This is a genomic window from Jeotgalibaca sp. MA1X17-3, assembly GCF_021513155.1.
In the GTDB taxonomy this organism is placed as follows: Bacteria; Bacillota; Bacilli; order Lactobacillales; family Aerococcaceae; genus Jeotgalibaca.
This window is the reverse complement of record NZ_CP090983.1, coordinates 1,480,311-1,506,083: the sequence shown is the minus strand read 5'-3', so window position 1 is coordinate 1,506,083 and position 25,773 is coordinate 1,480,311. Positions and strand designations below refer to the sequence as shown.

The window sequence follows — 25,773 nt, the reverse complement described above, 5'->3', positions numbered from 1 at the left end:
AATTACCGTTAAACCAATCGTTACTTCCCAAATATCCTACACCATCAGGAATAGATTCCCGGACTTACTTGCAAACCTTATGTGAAGAAGGTCTTCAACAACGAGTGAATCAAGCTGATTCAAGATACCAAGAAAGGCTAAACCATGAGTTATCTGTTATCCATGAAATGGGTTTTGATGATTACTTTTTAATTGTTTGGGATGTGATGCACTTTGCCAAACAAGCGGGAATTTTACCAGGAGCAGGTCGAGGTTCGGCAGCAGGCTCATTAGTTGCCTACGTCTTACAAATCACGCATGTGGATCCAATTGAATATCATTTACTTTTTGAACGTTTTCTCAATAAGGAACGCTATAATATGCCTGATATTGATTTAGATTTCCCTGATAATCGTCGTGATGAAGTACTCCGATATGTCAAAAAAATACGGTGCTGATCATGTCGCCCAAATTGTCACATTTGGTACTTTAGCGACTAAAATGTCTTTACGAGATACAGCTAGAGTTTTTGGATATTCACCAGCTGAAGCAGCAAAATGGTCTAGCGCCGTTCCAAACCAACTCGGTATACGGTTAACTGAAGCTTACGAGCTCTCATCGGCCTTTCGAAAGTTAGCTGATTCGTCGCCCGAAAACAAGTTGTTATTTGAAACGGCAAAGAAAATAGAAGGAGTTCCACGTCATACTTCTACCCATGCAGCAGGAGTCGTCATTAGCGATCGATCGTTAATTGAATTGGTTCCTCTTCAGGAAAGAAAAAATGATTTATCTCTCACCCAATATCCAATGGGGAATATTGAAGAAATTGGATTACTAAAGATGGACTTCCTAGGACTAAAAAACCTAACAATTCTAAATAATGCCGTTCAGCTTGCTGAAAAAGAAAGCCAACAAAAAATAGATGTTTTTTCTTTTTCAATGAATGATGAAAAAACGATGCAATTATTCCAAAGAGCAGATACGAATGGAATTTTTCAATTTGAATCACCAGGAATTAAAAATGTATTGCGAAAATTAGGTCCGGAATCCATGGAAGATATCGCTGCCGTTAACGCATTGTATCGACCGGGTCCGATGGAACAAATTAATACCTTTATTGATCGGAAAAAAGGAAAACTGAAAATTGAATATTTACATCCAGATCTTGAAGATATTTTGAGTGTTACTTATGGGGTAATGGTCTATCAAGAACAAGTCATGCAAGTTGCTTCACGAATGGCAGGATTTACTTTAGGTGAAGCAGATATCCTTCGCCGAGCAATTGGTAAGAAACAAAAAGAAGCAATGGATAAAGAACGAGCCCATTTTATTGAAGGAGCGGTTCAAAAAGGATATACCTTAGAAAAATCGAAAGAAGTATATGATTATATTGAACGCTTCGCAAATTATGGGTTCAACCGTTCTCATTCGGTAGCGTATTCCTATATTGCTTATCAAATGGCATATATGAAAACTCATTATCCAGCAGCCTTTTTCGCAGCCTTATTAAATTCAGTAAATCCTCACTCTGATAAAATGAAAGAATATAGCATGGATATTCGAAAACGAAATCTTTCTTTTGATTACCCTGATATTAATACAAGTAGTTGGAATTTTTCATTAATCAATCAAAATATTCAATTTGGATTAAATGCAATCAAAGGGTTACGTAGAGATTTTATCCAAGATATTTTATCAGAAAGAAAAAATAGTGGTCCTTACAAAGATTTTGTTCAATTTCTTCGTCGTATTCCAGAAAAATGGGTAAAATTAGAAATGATTACCCCACTTATTCTTTCTGGTGTTTTTGATAAATTTGGCTATAATCGAGCTACCTTACTTCAATCCTTACCCGGAATCGTAAGTAGCATCCAATATAGTGGTAATAATATCGATTTATTTGATGTATTGGAACCGAAATATATTTTTCGAGATGAATTATCTTCCAATGACTTGATGGAATCTGAGGAAGAATATTTAGGCTATTCTTTAACGGGACACCCGATTGATGCGTACAGTTTTTTATATAAAGAAGATGAGATTAAATATATAGGTGAACTTACCACCGGAAGAAACCTAACAACAATGGGACTTTTGAAGGAAATAAAAAAAATACAGACTAAAAAAGGTGAACCGATGGCCTTTTTACTTCTAACGGATTCTACTGGACTTTTAAATGTAACTATTTTTCCGGAACAATATCTAAAATTTATGAAATTGTTGAAAGAAGGAACCTTACTAACAATCTCTGGAAAAATGGAAAATAGTAAGCAGTACGATCGACCAACTTTTATTTTACAAAAAATGACCAGTGTAGAACAATATATAAAAATAAAAGAAGAGAAAAAGAAAACATACTATATACGTATTACAGGAGAAAATAATCCAAGTGATCAATTCGATAAAATGCAAAAAATCTTGTTAGGATCACCAGGAGAACATCCTGTTATCGTGTATGATAAAATTCGTTCCAAAAAAATACTACTCGATAAAAAATATTGGGTGGATTCATCCGAAATAGTCATCCAAAAATTAATAGAATTATTTGGTAATAAAAACATAATATTTAAATAACATTTTCACAAGCAATTCTATAAAAAGAGAATATAGAAATAGATACCAGTTACAGAAAACATAAGACTTTCTGAAGATTTAATGTTAAGATAGAATAGTTGAATAATTAATCGCTACTAAATTAAAATCAATTGATTTTAAATAGCTAATCTTTGATGAGGTGAAAGAATTGAAACGAATTGCAGTTTTAACTAGTGGGGGAGATGCCCCGGGAATGAATGCCGCTATCCGAGCAATTGTTCGAAAAGGTGTTTATGATGGACTAGAAGTTTACGGAATTAACTATGGTTACGCAGGAATGGTAGCCGGAGATATTCGTAGACTTAGTATTGATGATGTTGGAGATATGATCAGTCGGGGTGGAACTTTGTTATATTCCGCACGTTATCCAGAGTTTTCAGAATTGGAAGGGCAACAAAAAGGGATTGAACAATTACGAAAATTTGGAATTGACGGTTTGATTGTAATCGGAGGAGACGGTTCTTATAGAGGTGGAGCTGCTTTGACGGAACTAGGATTCCCAACAATTGGAATACCTGGAACCATTGATAATGATATCCCGGGTACAGAATTTACTCTAGGTTTTGATACAGCTATTAATACCGTTTTAGATTCTATAGACAAAATAAGAGATACTGCTACCAGTCATGTTCGTACCTTTATTATTGAAGTGATGGGACGAAATGCTGGAGATATCGCTCTGTGGACAGGTCTTGCAGGAGGGGCAGAAAGCATTGTCATTCCTGAGATGGATTTCTCAATGGAAGAAATTGTGAAAGAAATTGAAGACGGAAGAAAACGTGGCAAAAAGCATACGATTATTGTATTAGCTGAAGGTGTCATGAAAGGAACTGAATTCGCAGAGAAATTAGAACAATATCAAAATTTCCACACACGAGTTAGTGTTTTAGGACACGTACAACGTGGAGGATCCCCTTCAGCAAGAGACCGTGTACTAGGTAGTGTATTTGGCTACCATGCTGTACAATTGTTAGAAGAAGGAAAAGGTGGAATTTGTGTTGGGATGATGGGAAATGAAATCATTTTTAATGATATCGTTGATACATTAAAAAATAAAAAACATATTCCATATCTTTCACTTTATCAAATTAATAAAGAGATTTCATTTTAAAATCTCATTAAAAAAACATATAAATGAAAAGGGGTTTTTTACACATGAAGAAAACGAAAATTGTTTGTACGATTGGACCAGCAAGTGAGTCAATTGAAACACTTGTTCAATTAATTGAATCAGGAATGAACGTTGCTCGCTTGAATTTCTCACACGGAGATCACGAGGAACACCTTGCTCGAATTAAAAACATTCGCAAAGCTTCCGAAATGACAGGGAAAATGGTTGGAATCCTTTTAGATACAAAAGGACCAGAAATCCGTACAAACAATATGAAAGACGGAATTGTTTCTTTAACAACTGGAGATATTGTACGAGTTGCAATGACCGAAGTTGAAGGTACAAAAGAACGTTTTTCTATTACATACCCAGGATTGATTGATGATGTTGTTATTGGTGATCACATCTTGTTAGATGATGGAATCATTGATTTAGAAGTAACTGAAATTGATAAAGCAAACGATGATATCGTTACAGTTGTAAAAAACTCTGGAATCTTGAAAAACAAAAAGGGTGTTAACGTCCCTGGAGTTGCAACAAACTTGCCAGGAATCACTCAAAAAGATGCAGATGATATTATCTTTGGAATCAAAAATGACGTAGATTTCATCGCTCCAAGTTTTATTCGTCGCGCAAGTGATGTTTTAGAAATTGCAGAAATTCTTGAAAATCATGATGCGGTTCATATCCAAATCATTCCAAAAATTGAAAACCAAGAAGGCCTAGACAATATTGATGAAATTTTAACAGTTTCTCAAGGGTTGATGGTTGCTCGTGGAGACTTGGGAGTTGAAATCCCAACGGAAGAAGTTCCTATTGCACAAAAACTATTGATTGAAAAATGTAACAAATTAGGTAAGCCAGTTATCACTGCAACACAAATGCTTGATTCTATGCAAAGAAATCCTCGTCCTACCCGCGCAGAAGCAGGAGACGTAGCAAATGCAATTTTTGACGGATCAGATGCAGTTATGTTGTCTGGAGAAACAGCAGCAGGAGATTACCCTGTAGAGTCTGTTCAAATGATGGCTACTATTGCATTGCGTACAGAAGAAGCACTTATTGGACAAGATGCATTTGCATTGAAAGCATATTCGAATACAGATATGGCTGAAGCAATTGGTCAAGCAGTTGGACATACGGCTCGTAACTTAGATATTGGAACAATCGTTGCAGCAACAGAATCTGGACATACTGCTCGTATGATTTCTAAATATCGTCCAAAAGCACATATCGTTGCAGTTACATTTACAGAACGTCAAAGTCGTGGATTGGCACTTTCATGGGGAGTATATCCTTACGTAACAGAAAAACCTGGTTCAACAGATGAAATGATGGACCTAGCTACTATCGTTGCGAAAAACGAAGGGTTTGCTAAAGAAGGCGATTTGATTATCATTACTGCAGGAGTACCAGTTGGAGAACGTGGAACAACAAACTTGATGAAGATTCAGTTAATTGGTTCTAAACTAACAAGTGGTCACGGTATTGGTAAGAAATCAGTTATCGGAAGAGCAATTGTTGCGTTAACTGCTGAAGAAGCAAACAAAAATGCAACAGAAGATTGTATTCTTGTACTAAAAAATTCAGATAAAGATTACATGCCAGCAATTGAAAAAGCAAGTGCAGTAGTAGTTGAAACTGGAGGCTTAACAAGTCATGCAGCTGTTGTAGGAATCGCTCAAGGAATTCCAGTTATCGTAGGCGCTGAAGATGCAACTACTTTAATTCAAAATGATGAAGTCATCACTATTGATTCTCGTCGTGGAATTATTTACCGCGGAGCAACAACAACTATTTAAGTTTTAGAGTAAAACCGGGAGTGGAACATCCGAGATGTTCTCCTACTGGTTTTTTTTTGCGTGAATAAACCAGGGTTATTTGAAACAAATCACGTGTTGTGTGATAAAATGGAAGTAGATGTTTATACTTTTAAAAAGATAAAACGGATAAAGATAATGGAGGAAGACGAATGAATACAGATTTAGGAAATGTGATTACCGGAATTATTATTGATACGAATGAAAAAAGTTATTTTGTACAGAAAAATGGAGTTACCTATCGACTTGCTAAAGAAGAAGTACTAGAAGAAGAACTAGAAGTAGGTGATACTGTTAGTGGCTTCGTTTATGAATCCATGAAGAAAGAGTTACGTTTGACGAAAAAAATACCAGCTACTCAAATCGATCAGTTTGGATGGGGAACGGTAACCGATGTACGTAGAGATTTAGGAGTATTTGTAGATATCGGTTTAGATGAAAAAGAAGTAGTCGTGTCATTAGATGATCTATCTGAAATAAAAAGTATTTGGCCTAAAATAGGAGATCGTTTGCTTATTTCCTTACGGTTCGATGATAAAGATAGAATGTGGGGTGTACTAGCGGACGAGGAAATATTCCGTTCGATAGCAAAAGTACCTGAATCTGATGAATTTAAGAATAAAGACATCAAAGGAACCGTCTATCGTTTGAAGAAAATTGGTACTTTTTTACTAACCGAAGATGAATACATTGGTTTTATCCATCCAACCGAACGAGAAGCAGAACCAAGATTAGGAGAACTAGTTTCTGGTCGTGTAATTGGAGTTAGCCCACATGGAATGCTGAATATCTCATTGAAACCACGTATACATGAAGCGTTAGAAGAAGATGCTCAAATGATTTTGACTTTGCTTCAACAAAGTCCTTCTCACTCTCTTCCTTATTATGATAAGAGTAATCCAGAAGACATCAAAAATTATTTTGGTATTAGCAAAGCGCAATTCAAGCGTGCATTGGGACGTTTGATGAAAGAAAGATTAATTGTTCAAGAAGATGGAGAAACGAAATTAGTTTCAAAAGATTAATTTTTAAGGTGGAAAGAGGGAGGTAGAACCTGTGACCGAAATAACTTTGCAAAGCATTAAAAAAGATTTACAAAAAGGTGGTTTTAAGTTAACTCCTCAAAGAGAAGCAACGGTTAAAATCCTTTTAGAAAATGAAAAAGATCATTTAAGTGCGGAAGAAATTTTTATGTTTCTCAAACGAAGGAATTCGGATATTGGCCTAGCCACCGTATATCGAACCTTAGAAATATTAACCCAGCTACATGTGACGAATAAAGTTCTATTTGAAGATGGGCTGGCTCGGTATGATTTACATCGGGGGAAAAGTACGCATTTTCATCATCATCTTCTTTGCTTAAAGTGTGGAGAAATTGATGAAATTTTTGAAGACTTACTCGTGGATATTGAAAAAGATGTCGAAACGCGTTATCATTTCAAAATAAAAGATCATCGCCTTACATTCCATGGTATTTGTGCAAAATGCCAAGAGGAAGATAAGAAAAAAGTAGGTATCTCCCTAGATGTAGGAAATCCAAATGGATGAACTGATACAGGATTACCTTCATCATTTGCGAATCGAACAAGGTCTAGCAGTTAATACAATTAAAAGTTATCAATTGGACCTTTCAAAATACAAACAGTTCTTACTTTCAAAAAAGAAGAATTCTTTTTCGGAAACAACTAAAAGTGATGTCTTACTTTATTTGGAAAAATTAGATAAAGATGGGCTTGCTTCTAGCTCCATCAGCCGGATGATGTCTTGTCTTCGCAGATTTTATCAATACTTACAGCAGGAACAGGTATTGAAAATAAATCCAATGGAAAATATTCAACTTCCTAAAAAGAAACAAAGTCTTCCAAAGTCTTTAACCATCTCAGAAGTAGACCGTATATTGTCTACACCCGATCAAAATACAGTCTTAGGGCTACGAGATCGAGCCATCCTTGAAGTCTTGTATGCAACAGGATTACGTGTGAGTGAATTAGTTGACTTAACCTTAGGAGAAGTTCATCTCGAGCTAGGCTTTCTACAAACTATTGGAAAAGGAAATAAAGAACGGATTGTACCTCTAGGAGAAGAAGCTGCTTATTGGGTAGAAGAATACTTGAAAACAAGTAGACCTACATTGAGCAAAGGACGAAAACCTACGACGCATCTATTTTTGAATTTCCACGGTCAAGGATTTACTCGTCAAGGAATTTGGAAGAACTTGAAAAAAATTGTCCAAAAAGCACAAATTAATAAGAACGTTTCTCCACATATGCTTCGTCACTCGTTTGCGACTCATATTTTAGAAAATGGAGCAGACTTACGAATTGTGCAAGAACTACTTGGACATGCTGATATTTCTACTACACAAATTTACACACATATTTCAAAAGAACGTATGGTGGAATCTTATCGAAAATATCATCCACGTGCTTAAAACTTATAAAAGGAGAAATTAGATGAAAAAGTATAAACGCATTCATGTTGTGGTAATGGACTCAGTAGGAATCGGGGAAGCTCCCGATGCAAACGAATTTGGTGATGTAGGAGCAGATACATTAGGTCATATTGCTGAAACAGTTGGTTTGGATATTCCTCAGTTAACGAAACTGGGACTTGGAAATATCCGTTCTCTAAAAGGAGTAGACACAGTAGAAGAACCTCTAGGATATCATACAAAATTAGAAGAAATTTCAGTAGGAAAAGACACAATGACGGGACACTGGGAGATTATGGGACTTCATATTAAAAAACCGTTCCGAGTTTTTCCAGACGGTTTTCCAAGTGAACTCATTCAAAAAATTGAAGACTTCTCAAAAAGAAAAGTGATTGGTAATAAACCTGCTAGTGGAACAGAGATTTTAGTCGAACTAGGGGAACAGCAAGTAAAAACAGGAGATTTAATCGTCTATACTTCAGCGGACTCTGTGCTTCAAATTGCTGCACATGAAGAAGTAATTCCTTTAGAAGAATTATACGAAATCTGTGAGTATGCACGTAAAATCACTTTGGACGACCCGTATATGATCGGTAGAATTATTGCCCGACCGTACTTAGGTGAACCAGGTAATTTTGCTCGAACTAGCAATCGTCATGACTATGCTCTTAGTCCGTTTGGAGAAACCGTGCTAGACCATCTAAAGAACGATGATTTGGATGTCATTGCGATTGGAAAAATAAGTGATATTTTTAATGATCAAGGAATTACTGAATCCGTTCGAACCAAAAGTAATATGGATGGTGTTGACCAACTATTGAATGTCATGAAAAAGGATTTCACTGGAATTAGCTTCTTAAATTTAGTAGATTTTGATGCCTTATATGGTCATCGTCGTGATCCAGAAGGCTATGCAAAAGCAATTGAAGATTTTGATAAACGCATTCCTGAAATACTTGACCAATTGGATGATCAAGATTTACTATTGATTACAGCTGACCATGGAAACGACCCAACGGCTCCTGGAACAGATCATACGCGTGAATATGTTCCTTTGTTGGCATATAGTCCTTCTATGGAAAAAAATGGTGTATTACAACAAGGTCATTTCGCTGATATATCAGCAACCATTGCAGATAATTTTGAAACGAATCAAGCAGAAATTGGTACTAGCTTTTTGAAAGATTTAAATTAAAAAATATAAAAAATAGGGGAGAATTGTAAATGACATATGAACAACTTGTAGAGGCTGCAACTTTTTTAAAAGATAAAGGATTTGTGAAACCAGAAATTGGTTTGGTATTAGGTTCCGGATTGGGAGATTTGGCAGATGAAATTTCTAATCCTATTCAAGTTTCTTACTCTGATATCCCTTATTTTCCATCGTCCACTGTGAAAGGTCACAAAGGACAATTAGTGTATGGGGAATTAAACGGAAAAATCGTTATTGCCATGCAAGGACGTTTCCATTTTTATGAAGGATACTCTATTCAAGAAGTTACTTTCCCTATTCGAGTAATGAAAGAATTAGGTGTGCACTCTGTTGGATTAACTAATGCTGCTGGAGGAGTTAGCTTTGATTTTACTCCTGGAGATCTTATGTTGATTACAGATCACATTAACTTTACTGGACAAAACCCACTTATCGGACCAAATGATGAAAAAGAAGGACCGCGTTTTCCAGATATGAGTCAAACCTATGACCGTGAATATCAAGCGAAAATAAAAGAAGTTGCCAAAAGATTAAACGTAGACATGAAAGAAGGATTCTACATGGGCTTTAGTGGTCCTACTTATGAAACACCTGCAGAAATTAAAATGGCTCGTGTACTAGGTGCGGATGCAGTTGGAATGTCTACTGTACCAGAAGCAATTGTAGCAAGACATGCAGGTCTACGAGTTTTTGGAATTTCTTGTATCACGAATTTAGCTGCAGGAATGCAAAGTAACTTGAATCATGAAGAAGTGGTAGAAGTTACTCAACGAGTAAATCAAACCTTCCGAAATCTACTTAAAGAGATTTTAAAAGAAATCTAACGATTAACATGGTGGATTAATTGAGATTCCTTCGCTCATATGGTAAAGTGACTTTTGTGATTTTCAATATATAAAGTAGATAATGCAAGTAAAACTGTGTTAATCAATTAGAGGAGCGTTATATTTTTAATTGTAAAAGGCTCATGAATTTTTCAAGTTCTAAAACCTTCCCTACAGAAGTGTTTACCATTTTGAAAGAATCAGGATGCCTCGTAACGTACTCTACTATTTGTGAGGAGAAAACTGTGCTTATTTCTTATAATCAAAATTACGAAAAAATTTCCATGGGATTGCTATCCTATATTCCCGATTTAAAAAATATAAGCCATCTGCAAGAAGAACTGGATAGCTATATTGAAAATGGAGATAAAAAGCTTTATTTATGGCGTGATGAACACACTGAGAATATAGTAGCTATTATTGGAATTGGCTGCGATGATTCTGTTTTATTAGTCCGTCATCTTTCTGTTAGTCCGTCTTTTAGGAATGAAGGAATCATCTATAAAATGCTAGATAAGTTGCAATCTCTATATCCAGAATTAATGATCAATGGAACTCTGGATACAGCGCCCTTTCTTTCAAAATGGGTTCAGAAAAATATAGAAGGTTATACGGAGACTGATTCGTAATGAACAAACAGAGTGAAGCACTTACTATTTACTTAGAAAGTTTTGAAGGTCCCCTTGATTTGCTGCTTCATTTAATTAAAGATTTAAAAGTAGATGTTTTTGATATTCCTATGGCAGATCTAACCCAACAATATCTAAACTATCTTCATACGATGAAAGAATTAAAGTTAGACATTGCGGGTGAATATTTATTAATGGCGGCTACCTTGCTAGAAATTAAAAGTCGGATGCTTCTTCCTAAAAAAGAGGTAGAAGTAGATGATGATTCTTTTGAATTAGAAGAAGACCCCAGAGATGAATTGGTTCATCAACTGTTAGAATACAAGCAAATGCAAGAAGCTGCTAAGGTCTTAAAAGAAATGCAAACCGAACGGGGACAATTTTATACAAAATCAATTACGAATTTAGAGAGTCACCAACAGTCGGTACCACTTGTGCCAGGTGAAGTTTCTACAGAAGATTTGTTGCATGCACTACAAAAAATGCAACAAAAAATACAAAGAAAACAACCTATGAGCACCCGTGTTCATCATGAAAAAATAACGATTGAGGCTACTATGGACGTAATTCTAAATCGGCTAACCGAACAAGGGAAACCAGGATTTAGAATTGCGTTTACTGATTTTTTTGAAAGTACAGAAAGGCCACAAATTGTAAATACATTTTTGGCGATGTTAGAGCTAGTCAGGGAAAGAAAAATTTTCTTTACTCAAACGGAATTGTATGGAGAAATATTTTTAGAGCTTTTCTCGGAAGGATAGTTGAAATGTTTAACAAAGAAGCAGCACTCGAAAGCCTCCTCTTTGTTGCAGGTGACGAAGGATTGAATGTGCAAGAGATTACCTCCTTGTTGGAGATGACTCCCCTAGAAGTTCATCATTTGATCACTACGATGCGTAAAGCATACGAAGAGGATCAAAGTACGGGAATCACTCTTATTGAAACAAGAAAAAGGTACCAATTAGCCACAAAAAAAGTATGCAGATATTATCAGAAAATTTGCTATTTCTCCCTTTTCAGCTAATTTATCTCAAGCGGCATTAGAAACATTAGCTATTGTAGCTTATAAACAACCGATCACTAGAATTGAAATTGATGAAATTAGAGGCGTTCAATCATCTAGTCTGTTACAACGATTGTTGATTAGAGGATTAGTAAAAGAAATGGGCAGAGAAGAAACTCCAGGTAGACCGATTATTTATGGGACTACGGAGTATTTTATGAACTATTTTGGCTTACAAGATATACAAGACTTACCCAGCGCTGATATTTTATTTCAAATGCAACAAGATGATCCGGCTGACCTTTTTAAAAAGGATCGTACAGAAGATAAAGAAGAAACCGATGAAAACTAGAATTCAATTTTAGAAAAAATAAAATCAATTCATCTATGAAAAAATGTAATGAAGATGAAATTAGGAGATACTATGGAACGTTTACAAAAAGTAATTGCCCATGCTGGAATTGCCTCAAGAAGAAAAGCAGAAGAGCTTATTCTAAAAGGAAAAGTAACAGTCAATGGAGAAACGGTTACGACATTAGGTACAAAAGTATCTACGAGTGACCGAGTAGAAGTAGAAGGATTGCCCATTTATAAAGAGCATCCGGTTTACTTTCTTTTCAACAAACCACGTAATACTGTCTCAACGGTAACAGACGATAAAGATAGAGCGGTAGTGACCGATTATTTCCGTGATATCAAAGAAAGAATTTATCCGATTGGTCGACTAGATTATGATACAACAGGCTTGTTGCTACTAACGAATGATGGTGAGTTTGCGAACTTATTGATGCATCCGCGTTATCATGTCGAAAAAAGATATGTTGCAAAGGTAGAAGGAATCCCTACTAACCAACAACTGGTACAACTAGAAAAAGGAATTGTCATTAATGGCAAAAAAACTTCCAAAGCAAAAGCTACTTTATTATCTTCACAAGCTCAAAAGAAAACTGCAGTAGTGGAACTAACCATTCATGAGGGATGGAATCATCAAGTCAAAAAAATGTTCGAAGCGATTGGTTGTCCGGTAGTTAAATTAAAAGAGAACAATTTGGTTTTCTAACGTTAGATAACCTACAACCAGGAATGTATCGTTCATTAAATGCTTTTGAAGTTGAAAAGTTAAAAAAAATGGCTAGAAGTAATGAAACGAAATAAAGTAGTTTCTTAATACTCCTTTTCAACGAATGGAAGAATGGGGAAAGGGTGTAATAATTGGTAAATTCTGTTGCAAAAATATTAATTGTAGATGATGAAGAACGAATTAGACGTCTTTTAAAGTTATATTTAACTAAAGAAGGATATCTTACTCAAGAAGCCGAAGATGGCTACTCAGCAATTGAAAAGATTCAAACAGAAGAATTTGACTTAGTACTTTTAGATATTATGCTACCCGGTATTAGCGGATTAGAAGTGGTAACCGAAGTTCGAAAAACGAGTGAGATACCCATTTTAATGATTACCGCTCGAGGGGAAGAGAATCACCGTGTAGAAGGACTTCAAGTAGGCGCGGATGATTACATTGTCAAACCATTTAGTCCCAGAGAAGTGATGTTGCGAGTAGCAGCAATTTTAAAGAGAACAAGAGTAGAGGAACCAGAAACATTTATTATTTCTCATCCGCACTTAGAAATTCATCCTGATTCGCGTTTAATTCTTGCAGAAGGTGATCCCATTACATTAACGCCAAAAGAATTTGATTTATTTCTTTATCTTGTCAAAAATCCAGAAAAGATTTTTACTAGAGAAATTCTTTTAAAAGAAGTATGGCGCTATGATTATTTTGGGGACTTACGAACAGTAGATACACATATTAAACGTTTGCGAGAAAAACTTCAAAAAAAATCATCTCAAGTTTCCAAAATGATTGTAACGGTGTGGGGAACTGGCTACAAATTTTCTCCGATTGAAGTAGAAGCAAACGCAGGTAGATACTTTGACTTAGAAGAAGAGAGCAAATGAAAAGAAAAAACTTAATCCTCAAAAATAATCTATATCTTTCTATTGCTGGGATTAGTATATTAATATTTTTTGTTTATATCACAAATGCTAGTTTGAAAAATACGATTGGTGATGTGTACAATCAAAACATCCAAGAGAGTATCCAAACGGTTCAAGATAAAATAGTAGATGAAAGACTTTTAAACGGCTCTTTTTCCGAATTAGCAAGTGATATTCCAGATGACATGGTTGCCTTGCTTCTTCATGAAGAGGATGTTGTTAATTTAAATAGTGATTCCAGTAGCAATGTACTTTTATATTTTATTGAAAAGTATGTTCTTGATTCGGAAACCGATCATGATTTAATTAGTCAAAATGATTCTGTTGTAAAAAAGGTTTTATATCGGGATGAAAGAAATCAAAAGAAATCTTTCTTTTTATCATTAGAGCGTTTAAAAGTAAATAATCAATCGGTTACGTTGCTATTAAGTAAAGATTCTTCCGCTTGGGAAACGTATTTACTTCGAAGTCAGCTTCTCTTTTTCTTGTTGTTGTTACTTTATTTAGGACTTATCTTTTATTTTTATCACCAACAACAAAAAAAAATATATACTCCAATAAAAAAAATGACGGAATTAGCCTTTGATTACTCTCAATACAACTTCAGACAATCCTTATTGATTCAAACTCAAGATGAAATAGGGGAGTTAGCGACTGCCATCAATAAGATGGGGAAAACAATGGAAGCTGGAAATCTGATGAATAAGAAAGAAAAAGTCTTTTGCGTTTAGTTTTTGATAGTTTAGCAGTGGGAGTTATTTATGTAGATAAAGATCTAAGTATTCGTGTACTTAATTCTACTGGCGAAAAACACCGAAATTTATATGCAAAAACAACTGGTGAAAAACAACATCATGAAATTCGTATCAAGTATCGTGAAATGATAGAAGCCGTTTTTACTACTCAAACTAGTAAAAATATTGAAATACAATATATTCAATCTATATATAAAATTCGTTTTTCACCACTTTTCGATGAAGAAAAAAGTGATGTAAAAGGGGTTTTGTTAATCATTGAAGATATCACAGAAGCGAAGAGGTTGTCTTCGATTCGAGAAGACCTCATTACAAACGTTTCGCATGACTTCCGTACACCGCTCGCAACCATTAAAGGATATAGTGAAGCGATCATTGATGATATTGCGGAAACAGTTGAGGATAAAAATGAAATGGCTAAAATTATCTTTGATGAAGCAAATGAACTAAATAAGACGATTAATAGTCTACTAAGTCTTTCTCGCATAAATGCTGGACATGCAGATTTACAAATAGAATCGGTTCGTTTAAAATCTTTTTTCCTTCATATTATTTCTCGTTTTTCAGACACATTCAAACGCAATCAGATAAAGTGTTCGTTTCTCATTGAAGATAATCTAGAGTACTATCAAATGGATGAAGAGAAAATGAGCCATGTTATTTATAATTTGATTGATAATGCGATTCGATATTCTGCAGATAGTTCCTCCCATAGGGAAAAATTTGTAGCTATTGAAGTGAAATTAGATACGGTCCTCGATGAGATTTTATTTATGGTAACAGATAATGGTCTGGGGATTAGCGAAGAAAGTATTCCCTATATTTTTGAGCGTTTTTTCAAAGACGATAAAGCAAGAACCAAGCCCAAACAAAATGGCACGGGAATTGGTCTTTCTCTTGTTCAATCAATCGTAAAGGAACATACTGGTAAAGTTGAAGTCGTAAGTAAATTAGATGAAGGAACTAGGTTTACAGTTCGCCTCCCTTATAAGGATGCAGACTTTGAAAAAAGTAAATCAAATCAATAGGTTGACCTCTTTTCGATTATGGGGTATATTAGTTAGTGAAATAAATAATAAATATGAAACGTCTTCAGGGCAGGGTGAAATTCCCGACCGGTGGTATAGTCCACTACCTTATGTTTATACATAGGCTGAACTGGTGTAATTCCAGTACCGACAGTATAGTCTGGATGGAAGAAGATTAGGTTTCTTTGATATGTAAAAATCAATGAGCCCATTCTCCCGTTTTTTTGAAGACAGGTGGAATGGTTTTTTTGTATATCAAAATCTATTCTCTGAGATGGTTTCAACAGGAGGATTTCATATGTTAAAAGGAAGAACCCACCAACTTGTGGGAGTATCGTTGTTTGGCGCGTTAGGTTTTATCTTAATGTTTTTAGCTTTTCCTGTTCTACCTGCTTTTTCGTATTTGAAGGTTGATTTTAGTGACCTACCCATTTTAATTTCATTTTTATTGTATGGGCCAGCTGGCGGAATTTTTTCTGCTGTTATTAAAACACTTTTACACTACCTTTCAACAGGAGGAGATATGGGATATCCAATCGGCGATCTAGCAAGTTTTCTGGCATCGATTTCGTATTGTTTACCAGCCTACTATCTATTGCGAAAAGCAAAAACAAAAAATGGCATGATTCTAGCGTTTTTAATGGGAACACTTACTTTAACTGTTGTTCTATCGATTGCGAATTGGTATGTAATTACGCCTCTTTATCTTAAAATATTGAATTTTAATGTTGGTGATCTAAGAGCATATATCGTAGCAGGGGTTGTACCTTTTAACGTCATTAAAGGTGCGATTATTAGTACGGTTTTCCTAATGGCATTTCCTAAACTGAAACCATGGCTTGTTCGTCAAGGCAAATTAATAGCATAAAATTACAAAAAGAACCAAATTGCTTGTTTAAGCAAATTTGGTTCTTTTTTACTTACTTTGAATTGTTTTCCTCTGACTCAAAAGGAGTAGTGGACCGTAAAATGGCACCTGTAGGACAACTCGTATAAGCTTTACGGAAATCATTGATTTCCTTTTCTTCTACAGGAACTAGTCCTTTATTATCGTCTTTCACGGTATAGGCAATTCCATTTTGATCGTACTCATATAGAGTTGGTGCATACAGTTGACAAAGTCCACAAGCAATACACTTTTCTTTGTCTATTTTGGTATAATACATAGAAACACATCTTTTCTTTTAGTGAGGTGACTTGATGAGGAAGGTACACTACTTAGATTATCTTTTTTTAGATGCTTTTTCAACTACAGAATCACGAAAATTAAAATCTTTATATCATATTTTTACCGGAAAAAGAACGGTTTCAGTTATGATTCAGTCTTTAAAATATGAGTTAGGTGGTTATTTTGGATTGTTTCCTAAATTAAAATGGGAATCATTCGAAAAGATAATCCATTCGATGGTACAAGATGACTTCATTTATCTAGTTGACGAAGGGTATTGCGTAACCGAAAAAGGAGTTAAACAAAAGGAAGACTTCTTTCAAACACATACAAGAATCAACTATTTTCAACAAATTCGGTATGTACGAATGATACCAGAATTTAAAAAGAAAAGCTTGTTTCTTGTGCAAGTTCTTTCAGAAATGAGTCATCAAAATAAAGACTATTTTCCATTGTTAGAAGGACTAGCAGAACAAAACTGGTTGAAGTCCTTTATAAAAAATATGACGATTCCACGAGAAGAGATATCGACTGCTTATGGAAAAGAATGGATTGCTTTGTTAGAAAATATAAAAATGAAGGACAAAACTATTTTTGTGGAGCAGTTTGAAGGAAACCGGTATGTTCGAAAAACGTCTCGACAAGTTGCGGAAGAATATAGTTTAGAAGAGTCGGAAGTCATTATTATTTGGCAACAGGGATGGGTTCAAATTTTAGTTAATCTTGAAAGCCATCCCAATCAATATTCAATCTTATACAAACTATATCATCAGTTAAAAAGTGAAGGGTACTTATGGTCAAATAGCGTTCAGGAAACCTTTCTACTGTTATCTAGTGGAGTGAAACCGGCCGATTTAAGTAGTCGGCGTCGTTTAAAAGACAGTACGATTAATGATCATCTTACTGAATTAGCAATTTTATCTTTCTCGTTTCCATTTGAGCAATTTTTAAATGAGCAACAAATGAACTATGTAACTGACTTTTTAGAAAAAGGAGATACTTTGGATTACAAAGAGATTCAAAAGGAATTCCCTACGATATCTTTCTTTGAAAGTCGATTAATGCAAGTGAGGAGTGAGGTGATGAAAAAAGATGGAAAAGGACTCCCTGGAATCTAAATTAAAGACTTGGTTTGGTTTTGAACAGTTTCGAATGGGCCAAAAAGAAGTGATTGAATCGGTATTAGACAAAAGAAATGCGGTAGCTATTCTACCAACGGGTTCTGGAAAGTCACTCATCTATCAATTTTGTGGTTATTCTACAGAAGGAATGACCCTTGTTGTTTCCCTCTCTTATCGTTGATGGATAACCAAGTCATGCAAATGAAACGAGCAGGAGAAAAGCGAGTAGCTGCTTTGAATAGTATGAGTTCATTCGATGAAAGAAAATACATTTCAAACCATCTATCGGATTATCAGTTTTTATTTGTTTCCCCTGAAATGCTTCAGTCCGATTGGTTAATAGCAAAATTGAAGCAATTAAGGATTGGGTTATTAGTTGTGGATGAAGCCCACTGTATTTCACAGTGGGGGATGGATTTCCGTCCAGATTATTTAACGTTGGGTACGGTTAGACAGCAATTGGATTTCCCGTTAACGTTAGCACTGACAGCCACTGCTCCAGAAAAAGTAGTAACAGATGTTATTCATTTTTTAGGATTACCGGACAGTCAAACCGATATTTTTTTTCATGATCCCAACCGTAAAAATTTATTTTATCAAGTAAAAGAAGTTTCTCGATCTGACAAGGATCCGATATTGCTAGCGCTGTTAGAAGAATATCCAATGCCAGGAATTATCTATTTTTCAAGTAAAGTACAAGCAGAAGCTGTTCGTCAATTGATTAAAGGTCATACGTCTTTGAAGGTGGATACGTACCATGCCGACCGTACATTAGAAGATCGAAATACGATTCAGCATCAATTTTTAGAAGGAGAACTTGATTTAATTTGTGCGACCGCTGCTTTCGGAATGGGCATTAACAAATCAAATATTAGATCGGTCATTCATTATCATCTTCCCAATTCTCTAGAAGAATATCTTCAAGAAGCTGGAAGAGCAGGAAGAGATGGAAAAGAGAGTGTCGTGACGCTCTTGTATGCACCTTCTGATTTTCAATTTAAAATGCGAAAAACCAAAGAAACAGATTTATTAAGCCTTCCTTTTCATCGGCTCCAACAAGATAAAGATCTCCACCAGCACCTATCTGATTCCGATCATGCTATGCTGCAGCTGATTCTACAAAAAAAATTGAATGAACAAGAAGCAAGTATTCTTGTAAAAAATCGAATTCAAGACAAAGTCGAACAGTTGAGAAAAATGAAGGAATTTTCAGAAACTACATTTTGTAAACGCAAATTTATTTCCAATCATTTTGGACATCAATTATTAGAAAAACCAGAGTGGTGTTGTTCGAGCTGCCAATCAAACGTAGAAGACTTCATAGGGAGTCTAGAAAGTATAAAAGAAGAACAAACAAAAGAAAACAGTCAATCTACCGAATGGAAAGAAAAACTCATTTATTTATTTTCTTTGTAAAAAAACAACCAATACCACCCTCAAACTATCTTATATGAGTTTAAGGGTGGTTATTTGTATAGATATAGATATGTTCTTTGCATTTATTTTCGTTGAGGAAGAAAATAAATATAAAAAAACAGATCATTAATTTGTAAGTGTAAACAAAAGTAATAAATAAATAGGGATGTATGAGTATCTTTTTGTGTTCGTTAAACATCTAATTTATAATTTTAGTATGATATGTGCAAAAAGAACTATTTTATAGAAGAAAGTGTAAACAAAAGTCATTGACAGTTTATTATAATAGTCATATACTTACAAATGGTAAGTTTATATCTTCAAAGGAACTATTAAAGAATGGATATCTAGTAATAATAAAAAGAAATTCTTTAAAAAAGGAAGAAAATTATGAAATTAAAAGATAAAAAAACTATAAAAATAGACTGGTCAAACGAATCCGGAGTGACTTTGATAGAGTTGCTGGCTTCTATTGTTTTGATTACATTAATTGTTACAACATTTTTATCTTTTTTTATACAAGCCTCGAAAACGAATGTACAAATAGATGATACAAATAAAGCGACCTTTTTTGCTCAAGCAGAAATGGAACGCCTTACTCATGATAAAATTCCTGATGAAATGGAAACAACCATTTCAGGTTTTGAGGTAGAGACAAAAGTAGGAGACCCCGTAAATAACCTTTATACTGCGACAGTTACTGTCTCTAAAGGAGGAAAAGAATATGCGAAAATGGAAACACGTTTCCCACTCCCCGAAGACTCTACTGAAAAATAGTTTAGTGAACGAAGAAGGAATGACTCTGATAGAGTTACTAGCTAGTATAGCGATTCTTTCTGTTGTAATTCTTCTGGTAGGATCGGTTCATATGTTTGGACAAAAGCAATACATCAACGAATCCTATTCAGCGAAGCAATCAAATGACTTAACCTACAGTCTTTCTGTTCTATCAAGAGAAGTAAGGAAAGCCGGACCTGATTCTGTTACTGTAGATAAATCTGTACTTATCATTGACGGTATCGAATTTAAGTTAGACAACTCTCAACTTAAAAAGAATGGCCAAGTTCTAGCAGATAACATTGAAAGTTTCGATGTGGAAGAAATTGAAGATAATGAAGGTATTAAAATTTCAGTTACAAGTAAACCCAATCAGAATGGTAAATCGAAAGAGTATAGTACGGCTATATACTTTAGAAGGTGAATACAATGAAACAGAAAATACAAAACAAAATTGCGATAGATGAAAAAGGTAGTGCTTTGGTAATGACTCTGGGCGTTCTACTTATTTTGTCCATCCTGGGGATTTCAATTGGAGCACTCACCATCGGAAGTTACCGCTTAAGTGATGCCAACCGAGACGATACTTCTGCTTACTATATCGCAGAAGCAGGAGCAGAAATGGCTTATGAAGAGCTATCTAGTCAAGTATGGACTGCTTATAATAAAGAACAAATCACATCAGATACCTTTTTTAATTATGTTTCTGGAATAGTAGAATCAGTTAATAATAATGAAGAATATACTTTTAATCAACAGTTTGGAGAAAATACCACTGCTAAGATTGTTGTTGCTGATCCAAAAGAAGAAGGCACAGCCAAAACTTATAAAATATCATCAACCGGCAAAATTGGAAATAAAAAAAGAGTTGTCGAAAAAGAATTTGTTGTGAACTGGATTGAAAAAAGTACAGGTGGCGAATTTCCTTCTATTCCTGAAGATACAGCGTTGATTGCTAATAAAACAATAGTGTTCATGGGTGGGAAATTAAAAGGAACTGCTTATATTTATTCTGAAGAAAAACAACCAGTAAAATTATATTCTAGGCCCAATAATACTGATATCAAATTCGTTTATCCAGGGAATATCTCAATCAAAAATATGGTTGATTATTCTAATATAAGAGGTGGTTTTAATACAAATGGAAGTTCTGAAACTACTGAAGAAAACGTTAGAATATTTTTGGAGAAAATGTTTGTTACTAAAAAGATAGAGGTACCTTGGGAGACTTATGAGAGTCTATTAAAAAATATTACTGCACCTGATATCACAAAAACATTGACTATTAATGATGGAAATGTTGAATATAAAGAGAGGAATAGCGATAAGGTTAATATAAAAATTACAGGAGACTACGGTTCTAAGTATAAACTTCAGCTAAATTCAGATTTTTATATTCCTAAAATTGAAATATTAGCGAATAATCCATTCGTAATAGATACAGGAGAGAATAATTTAAATTATATAATTTTAGTTGATGAGATGATTTTTAGCAGTAGAAATATTGAGGTGAAAGGTAATGGTAGCGTTACTTTTATAATAAATAAATCTCTTATAATCTCAAGTAGTAGCAAATTAAATAAAAGTGGATCAAGTAATAAACTTACCTTAATATATTTAGGAGAGGATTTATTAGACCTTTCTGGGGCTGGTTTGATTAATGCACATTTACTTGTAAAAACTGCTAACATTAATGCTTCAAGTACACAAATTAATGGTGTTCTACTATCGGGAAGTAGTTCAATTAACTTAAGTGGTGGGGGCGGAGGGTCCAATCTCATGTTAATAGCACCCAATGCATCTGTGAACATGTCAGGTAGTTATACAATCAATGGTACCGTCATTGCAAATAGTTTCCAAATATCTGGTGGAGCAAAACTAATTTATGAAGAAGTAGATACCACTGGTTTTCCGTTACTTTCATCGGGGGAAGTGTTAGTCCAGCTTCGAAAGATGATATTATCCATGCAGAACCAATTTTAGAAAAATAAGGATGGTGAAAATATGGCAGATTTTGAAAAGAAAAAATTAGGGGACATGCTTAAAGAAGTGGGTTTGATTTCTGAAAATCAAATTAATGAAGCAATCGATAATAAAAAAGAAGAACAAAAATTAGGGGAAGCATTGGTTGAACAAGGATACATTACCGACAAGCAATTGCTAGATGTGTTGGAAATCCAGCTAAAGTTAGAAAGTGTTTCTCTCTATCAATATCCAATTGATGTTTCTTTAACTTCTCTCGTATCGAAAGATTTTGCACGGTCGAAATTATTGCTTCCTATCAAAAAAGAAAATACTCGATTAGTTGTTGCGATGAACGACCCCTTAGATTTTTATGCGATAGAAGAACTGGAGTTTTCTACGGGATTCATTATTCGTCCTGTTATTGCAACCAGGGATGACTTATTACAGACGATTAACCGATTGTATGATTCAGAGGATGTGACCTTTGAATATGTCGAAGGTGAAGATGCTCCAGCCGTAAGAATTTTCAACCAACTACTAGAAACAGGTGTTTCCTTACATGCTTCTGATATTCACTTGGATCAAATGGAGTACCATGTTTCTGTTCGTTACCGGATTGATGGATTACTACGAAGCGAGCGACCATTGCCGAAGCAACTGACGAATTCATTAGTCGCTCGTATTAAAATCATGGCAGGACTCAATGTTACAGAGACCCGATTGCCCCAAGATGGCCGAATCAATACAAATATTCTAGGTAAAAGAGTCAACTTACGAGTATCAACCATGCCAACCGTCTACGGTGAGAAAATTGTTATTCGTATTTTAGATATGTCCAATGTATTTAAAAAAGTAGATGATATTGGCTTGGAAGAAGATATTTTAGAAGAGTATCGAAAGTTGATTAAACAACCATCTGGACTGATTTTATTAACCGGCCCAACTGGTTCTGGTAAAACATCCACACTATATGGATCGATTAATGAATTAAATCAAGCGGAAAGTAATATTATAACGATTGAAGATCCCGTTGAATACCAATTAGAAGGAATCAACCAAGTACAAGTGAATCCTCAAATAGGATTGACTTTCGCGACAGGTCTGCGTTCTATTTTAAGGCAAGACCCTAATATTATTATGGTGGGGGAAATCCGTGACAAGGAGACAGCGGAAAACAGCGTTCGTGCTGCTCTAACCGGTCACTTAGTATTCAGTACCTTACATACGAACAGTGCGATTGAAGCCATTCCTCGTTTACTGGATATGGATATTGAGTCTTATCTAATTGTTTCTGCATTAAGTGGGGTCGTTGCGCAGCGTTTAGTGAAAATGGTATGTAAAGATTGTGCGTATACACGAAAAGCTACCTTAGTTGAGCAAGAAATTTTTGAAAAACGAAACCAGACTATTGAAGAAGTTACTGTTGGAAAAGGCTGTGATATGTGTCGTCAAACGGGCTACCGGGGACGAATGGCGATCCATGAGCTGATCGTAATGACAGAAGATATGAAGCAGTTATTGATGAATCATACTCCCTTACAAGAACTCAAAAACGACTTAAAGAAAAAAGGAACCCGGTTCTTAATTGATGATGGTTTAATGAAAGTAAAAGCAGGAAAGACAACTCTTGAAGAAGTACTACGAGTTTCGTCCATAGAGGAATAAGGAATAGAGGCAAAAAAAATGGAAATCTTGGACGATATATTACGAGAGGCATATGAAAAGGGAGCTTCTGATGTTCATTTAGTAGTAGGAACCCCTCCTACTTTTCGAATAAATGGAAGACTGGTCTCCCAAAAGCAATCGGCTCTGTCTTATGGAGAGACCAAATCGTTTGTTGAACAAATTATTACGAACGAAATGTGGAACGTACTACAACAAAAACGTGAACTTGATTTTTCTTATGGGATTCATGGGGTCGCTCGTTTTAGAGTAAATGCGTTTTATCAAAGAGATTCGCTCTCGATTGCTTTTCGAATTATTTCCAAAGAAATCCCTACTTTAGAAAGCTTGGGAATTCCGGCTATTACCAGGCAACTAGTAGAAAAGCCGCATGGACTGTTTTTAGTAACGGGACCAACCGGCAGTGGGAAAAGCACCACACTTGCCTCCTTGATTGACTATATGAACCAACATATGACGCGCCACATCATTACTCTAGAAGATCCGATTGAATACCTTCACTCGCATAAGAAGTCGATTGTCGAACAAAGAGAAGTTGGATTTGATACGTTATCTTTTCAAAATGGGTTACGAGCGAGTTTGAGACAAGATCCTGACGTTATTTTTGTAGGAGAGTTGAGGGATTTAGAAACCATCTCCACAGCAATTACTGCTTCTGAGACTGGACATTTGGTATTAGGTACGTTGCATACATCGGATGCGGCTGGAAGTATCGAACGAATGATTGATGTTTTCCCAGCGCAACAAAGGGATCAAATTCGAATGATGCTGGCAAATGTTTTGGTGGGAATCTTATCACAACGATTGCTTCCAACGGCAAAAGGAACGGGACGTATAGCGGCAACGGAAATGTTAATTAATAATAGTGCGATTAAAAATTTAATTCGTTCTGAAAAAATGTATCAAATTCCAAATGTCTTGCAGACTTCGGTTCAACAAGGAATGCACACAATGGAAATGAGTTTAAATCAACTCGTAAACGAAAAAAAGATTAGTCGTTCGATGATTCATATGTAATCATAATAGAAAAAGGAAAGGAGGGGGAGCGAGCATGGCTGTTTTTGCTTATAAAGCTAAGACAAAAGAAGGAAAGACGATGAAAGGGAAAATCGATAGTGTCAATAAAAAAGAAGCACTGAGCCAATTGAGGATGATGGACTTGATTGTCTACCAGGTAGAACCCTTAAATTCGCTGTTAAATAAAGAGATTAACCTACGATCTTCGCTTAAAATGAAAGATCTGATTATCTTCCTTAGACAATTTTCCTCCTTGATTAATGCCGGGATTCTACTTGTGGATGCACTTGACTTGCTTTCCGAGCAAACGAGTAACTTGTTACTCAAAGAAACCTTAGAAGAAGTTGCCTCAGAAATAAAAGAAGGAACCGCATTGTCCGATGCGATGAAAAAGTATCCAAAGGTATTTCCAGAACTGTTATTTCATATGATTCACTCCGCTGAGATTAGTGGCCAATTAGAAGAAGTGTTAGATCAGATGGCTACCTACTATGAAAAACAATATCGAATCAAGCAGAAGGTATCTACTGCGATGACCTATCCACTTGTGGTAGGGGGACTGGCCTTATTAATTATGACGTTTCTATTAATTTTTATTGTTCCCATCTTTAGTGACTTGTTTGCTTCTATGGATCAAGAGTTACCTGCGATTACTCAATTCGTAATGAGTTTAAGTACCTGGTTTCAAACCTACTGGTGGTTATTCTTTCTTAGCATTGCGCTAGTAGTACTTCTTCTGATCCGCCTAAGTAAAGAAGAAAAGGTTGCCTATTATTTTGACTATCTACAATTAAAAATACCAGTTATCGGTACTTTTATCCAAAAGGCACTATTGGCCCGAATGACCCAAACCCTAAGTTCTCTGATTAATAGCTCGGTTCCTATTTTACAAGCAATTGAGGTAACCAGTCAGGTGGTAGGCAATCGGGTAGTCGAAAAAGTCTTGTTAGAAGCTAAAAAAGAAGTGGAACAAGGAGAATCATTAGCCAAACCGATGGAAAATCATTGGTTTTTCCCCGCACTGATCATCCAAATGATTCAAGTAGGTGAAACGAGTGGGTCTTTAGATGATATGCTAAAAAAAGTATCGGAATTTTATGATCAAGAAGTACAAGAAGCGTCAGAAAAGTTTCAAGCACTAATAGAACCACTCCTCATTATCTTTCTTTCCGTAGTGGTAGGTTTGATTGTTTTGTCTATTGTTATTCCAATGTTTAGTATGTTTGAAAGCTTTTAATTA

23 protein-coding genes, 3 pseudogenes and 1 riboswitch are annotated in these 25,773 nt (G+C 35.3%); of the genes and pseudogenes, 25 read left to right on the top strand and 1 reads right to left on the bottom strand.

Annotated elements, in window-relative coordinates:
* Positions 1-104 precede the first annotated feature (104 nt).
* The 16 genes and pseudogenes from LZ578_RS07490 to LZ578_RS07410 all read left to right on the top strand — a co-directional run bounded on the left by LZ578_RS07490 (position 105) and on the right by LZ578_RS07410 (position 16,254).
* Positions 105-2,553: pseudogene (locus tag LZ578_RS07490) on the top strand (DNA polymerase III subunit alpha).
* Positions 2,554-2,722: 169 nt separating this feature from the next.
* Positions 2,723-3,685, top strand: a complete 963-nt coding sequence (gene pfkA, locus LZ578_RS07485) for a 6-phosphofructokinase (RefSeq protein WP_235144565.1) — start codon at positions 2,723-2,725, stop codon at positions 3,683-3,685.
* Positions 3,686-3,729: 44 nt separating this feature from the next.
* The gene (gene pyk / locus LZ578_RS07480) at positions 3,730-5,487 is read left to right on the top strand and encodes a pyruvate kinase (protein WP_235144564.1); all 1,758 of its coding nucleotides are present in this window, start codon (positions 3,730-3,732) and stop codon (positions 5,485-5,487) included.
* Between the two features lie 170 nt (positions 5,488-5,657).
* Positions 5,658-6,530 (top strand): S1 RNA-binding domain-containing protein, encoded by an 873-nt coding sequence (locus LZ578_RS07475; RefSeq protein ID WP_235144563.1) that lies wholly within the window; start codon positions 5,658-5,660, stop codon positions 6,528-6,530.
* Between the two features lie 31 nt (positions 6,531-6,561).
* The gene (locus LZ578_RS07470) at positions 6,562-7,053 is read left to right on the top strand and encodes a Fur family transcriptional regulator (RefSeq protein ID WP_311198568.1); all 492 of its coding nucleotides are present in this window, start codon (positions 6,562-6,564) and stop codon (positions 7,051-7,053) included.
* Positions 7,046-7,936 carry a site-specific tyrosine recombinase XerD gene (gene xerD / locus LZ578_RS07465; RefSeq protein WP_235144562.1) on the top strand — a complete coding sequence of 297 codons (891 nt, stop codon included), beginning with the start codon at positions 7,046-7,048 and terminating at the stop codon, positions 7,934-7,936. The genes LZ578_RS07470 and xerD overlap by 8 nt, the downstream gene beginning before the upstream one ends.
* A gap of 22 nt (positions 7,937-7,958) precedes the next feature.
* On the top strand, positions 7,959-9,131 hold the full coding sequence (gene deoB, locus LZ578_RS07460) for a phosphopentomutase (protein ID WP_235144561.1): 1,173 nt from the start codon (positions 7,959-7,961) through the stop codon (positions 9,129-9,131).
* A gap of 29 nt (positions 9,132-9,160) precedes the next feature.
* Positions 9,161-9,973 (top strand): purine-nucleoside phosphorylase, encoded by an 813-nt coding sequence (locus LZ578_RS07455; protein ID WP_235144560.1) that lies wholly within the window; start codon positions 9,161-9,163, stop codon positions 9,971-9,973.
* A 245-nt stretch (positions 9,974-10,218) separates the two neighbouring features.
* On the top strand, positions 10,219-10,602 hold the full coding sequence (locus tag LZ578_RS07450; RefSeq protein ID WP_235144559.1) for an N-acetyltransferase: 384 nt from the start codon (positions 10,219-10,221) through the stop codon (positions 10,600-10,602).
* Positions 10,602-11,363, top strand: a complete 762-nt coding sequence (locus tag LZ578_RS07445; protein WP_235144558.1) for a ScpA family protein — start codon at positions 10,602-10,604, stop codon at positions 11,361-11,363. The genes LZ578_RS07450 and LZ578_RS07445 overlap by 1 nt, the downstream gene beginning before the upstream one ends.
* A gap of 5 nt (positions 11,364-11,368) precedes the next feature.
* Positions 11,369-11,957, top strand: a pseudogene (gene scpB, locus LZ578_RS12715) (SMC-Scp complex subunit ScpB).
* A 72-nt stretch (positions 11,958-12,029) separates the two neighbouring features.
* Positions 12,030-12,760, top strand: a pseudogene (locus tag LZ578_RS07430) (pseudouridine synthase).
* A gap of 57 nt (positions 12,761-12,817) precedes the next feature.
* Positions 12,818-13,564 (top strand): response regulator transcription factor, encoded by a 747-nt coding sequence (locus LZ578_RS07425; RefSeq protein ID WP_235144556.1) that lies wholly within the window; start codon positions 12,818-12,820, stop codon positions 13,562-13,564.
* Positions 13,561-14,334 (top strand): hypothetical protein, encoded by a 774-nt coding sequence (locus tag LZ578_RS07420; protein WP_235144555.1) that lies wholly within the window; start codon positions 13,561-13,563, stop codon positions 14,332-14,334. The genes LZ578_RS07425 and LZ578_RS07420 overlap by 4 nt, the downstream gene beginning before the upstream one ends.
* Complete coding sequence (locus tag LZ578_RS07415; protein WP_235144554.1) at positions 14,325-15,386, top strand: cell wall metabolism sensor histidine kinase WalK; 1,062 nt, start codon at positions 14,325-14,327, stop codon at positions 15,384-15,386. Before LZ578_RS07420 ends, LZ578_RS07415 begins: the two co-directional genes overlap by 10 nt.
* 56 nt (positions 15,387-15,442) lie before the next feature.
* Positions 15,443-15,566: riboswitch (FMN riboswitch) on the top strand.
* Positions 15,567-15,684: 118 nt separating this feature from the next.
* On the top strand, positions 15,685-16,254 hold the full coding sequence (locus LZ578_RS07410; RefSeq protein WP_235144553.1) for an ECF transporter S component: 570 nt from the start codon (positions 15,685-15,687) through the stop codon (positions 16,252-16,254).
* Between the two features lie 52 nt (positions 16,255-16,306).
* Here LZ578_RS07410 and LZ578_RS07405 read toward each other — a convergent pair whose 3' ends face one another.
* Complete coding sequence (locus tag LZ578_RS07405) at positions 16,307-16,552, bottom strand: ferredoxin (RefSeq protein WP_235144552.1); 246 nt, start codon at positions 16,550-16,552, stop codon at positions 16,307-16,309.
* A 34-nt stretch (positions 16,553-16,586) separates the two neighbouring features.
* On the opposite strand from LZ578_RS07405, the gene LZ578_RS07400 reads away from it, so the two are divergent.
* The 9 genes from LZ578_RS07400 to LZ578_RS07360 all read left to right on the top strand — a co-directional run bounded on the left by LZ578_RS07400 (position 16,587) and on the right by LZ578_RS07360 (position 25,770).
* Positions 16,587-17,672: a helix-turn-helix domain-containing protein gene (locus LZ578_RS07400; protein WP_235144551.1), complete on the top strand. Its 1,086-nt coding sequence runs from the start codon at positions 16,587-16,589 to the stop codon at positions 17,670-17,672.
* Complete coding sequence (locus LZ578_RS07395) at positions 17,647-17,856, top strand: DEAD/DEAH box helicase (protein ID WP_235144550.1); 210 nt, start codon at positions 17,647-17,649, stop codon at positions 17,854-17,856. The genes LZ578_RS07400 and LZ578_RS07395 overlap by 26 nt, the downstream gene beginning before the upstream one ends.
* A 14-nt stretch (positions 17,857-17,870) precedes the next feature.
* Entirely contained in the window at positions 17,871-19,091 is a 1,221-nt protein-coding gene (locus tag LZ578_RS07390; RefSeq protein ID WP_235144549.1) for a RecQ family ATP-dependent DNA helicase, read from the top strand.
* Between the two features lie 390 nt (positions 19,092-19,481).
* A complete protein-coding gene (locus LZ578_RS07385; RefSeq protein WP_235144548.1) occupies positions 19,482-19,868 on the top strand; it encodes a prepilin-type N-terminal cleavage/methylation domain-containing protein in 387 nt (128 codons plus the stop codon).
* Positions 19,816-20,292 carry a PilW family protein gene (locus LZ578_RS07380; RefSeq protein WP_235144547.1) on the top strand — a complete coding sequence of 159 codons (477 nt, stop codon included), beginning with the start codon at positions 19,816-19,818 and terminating at the stop codon, positions 20,290-20,292. The genes LZ578_RS07385 and LZ578_RS07380 overlap by 53 nt, the downstream gene beginning before the upstream one ends.
* A gap of 5 nt (positions 20,293-20,297) precedes the next feature.
* Entirely contained in the window at positions 20,298-21,851 is a 1,554-nt protein-coding gene (locus LZ578_RS07375; protein WP_235144546.1) for a pilus assembly PilX N-terminal domain-containing protein, read from the top strand.
* 21 nt (positions 21,852-21,872) lie between these two features.
* Positions 21,873-23,498, top strand: a complete 1,626-nt coding sequence (locus LZ578_RS07370) for a GspE/PulE family protein (protein ID WP_235144545.1) — start codon at positions 21,873-21,875, stop codon at positions 23,496-23,498.
* 18 nt (positions 23,499-23,516) lie between these two features.
* On the top strand, positions 23,517-24,533 hold the full coding sequence (locus LZ578_RS07365; protein ID WP_235144544.1) for a type IV pilus twitching motility protein PilT: 1,017 nt from the start codon (positions 23,517-23,519) through the stop codon (positions 24,531-24,533).
* A 34-nt stretch (positions 24,534-24,567) separates the two neighbouring features.
* The gene (locus LZ578_RS07360) at positions 24,568-25,770 is read left to right on the top strand and encodes a type II secretion system F family protein (protein ID WP_235144543.1); all 1,203 of its coding nucleotides are present in this window, start codon (positions 24,568-24,570) and stop codon (positions 25,768-25,770) included.
* The last annotated feature ends 3 nt before the right edge of the window (positions 25,771-25,773 follow it).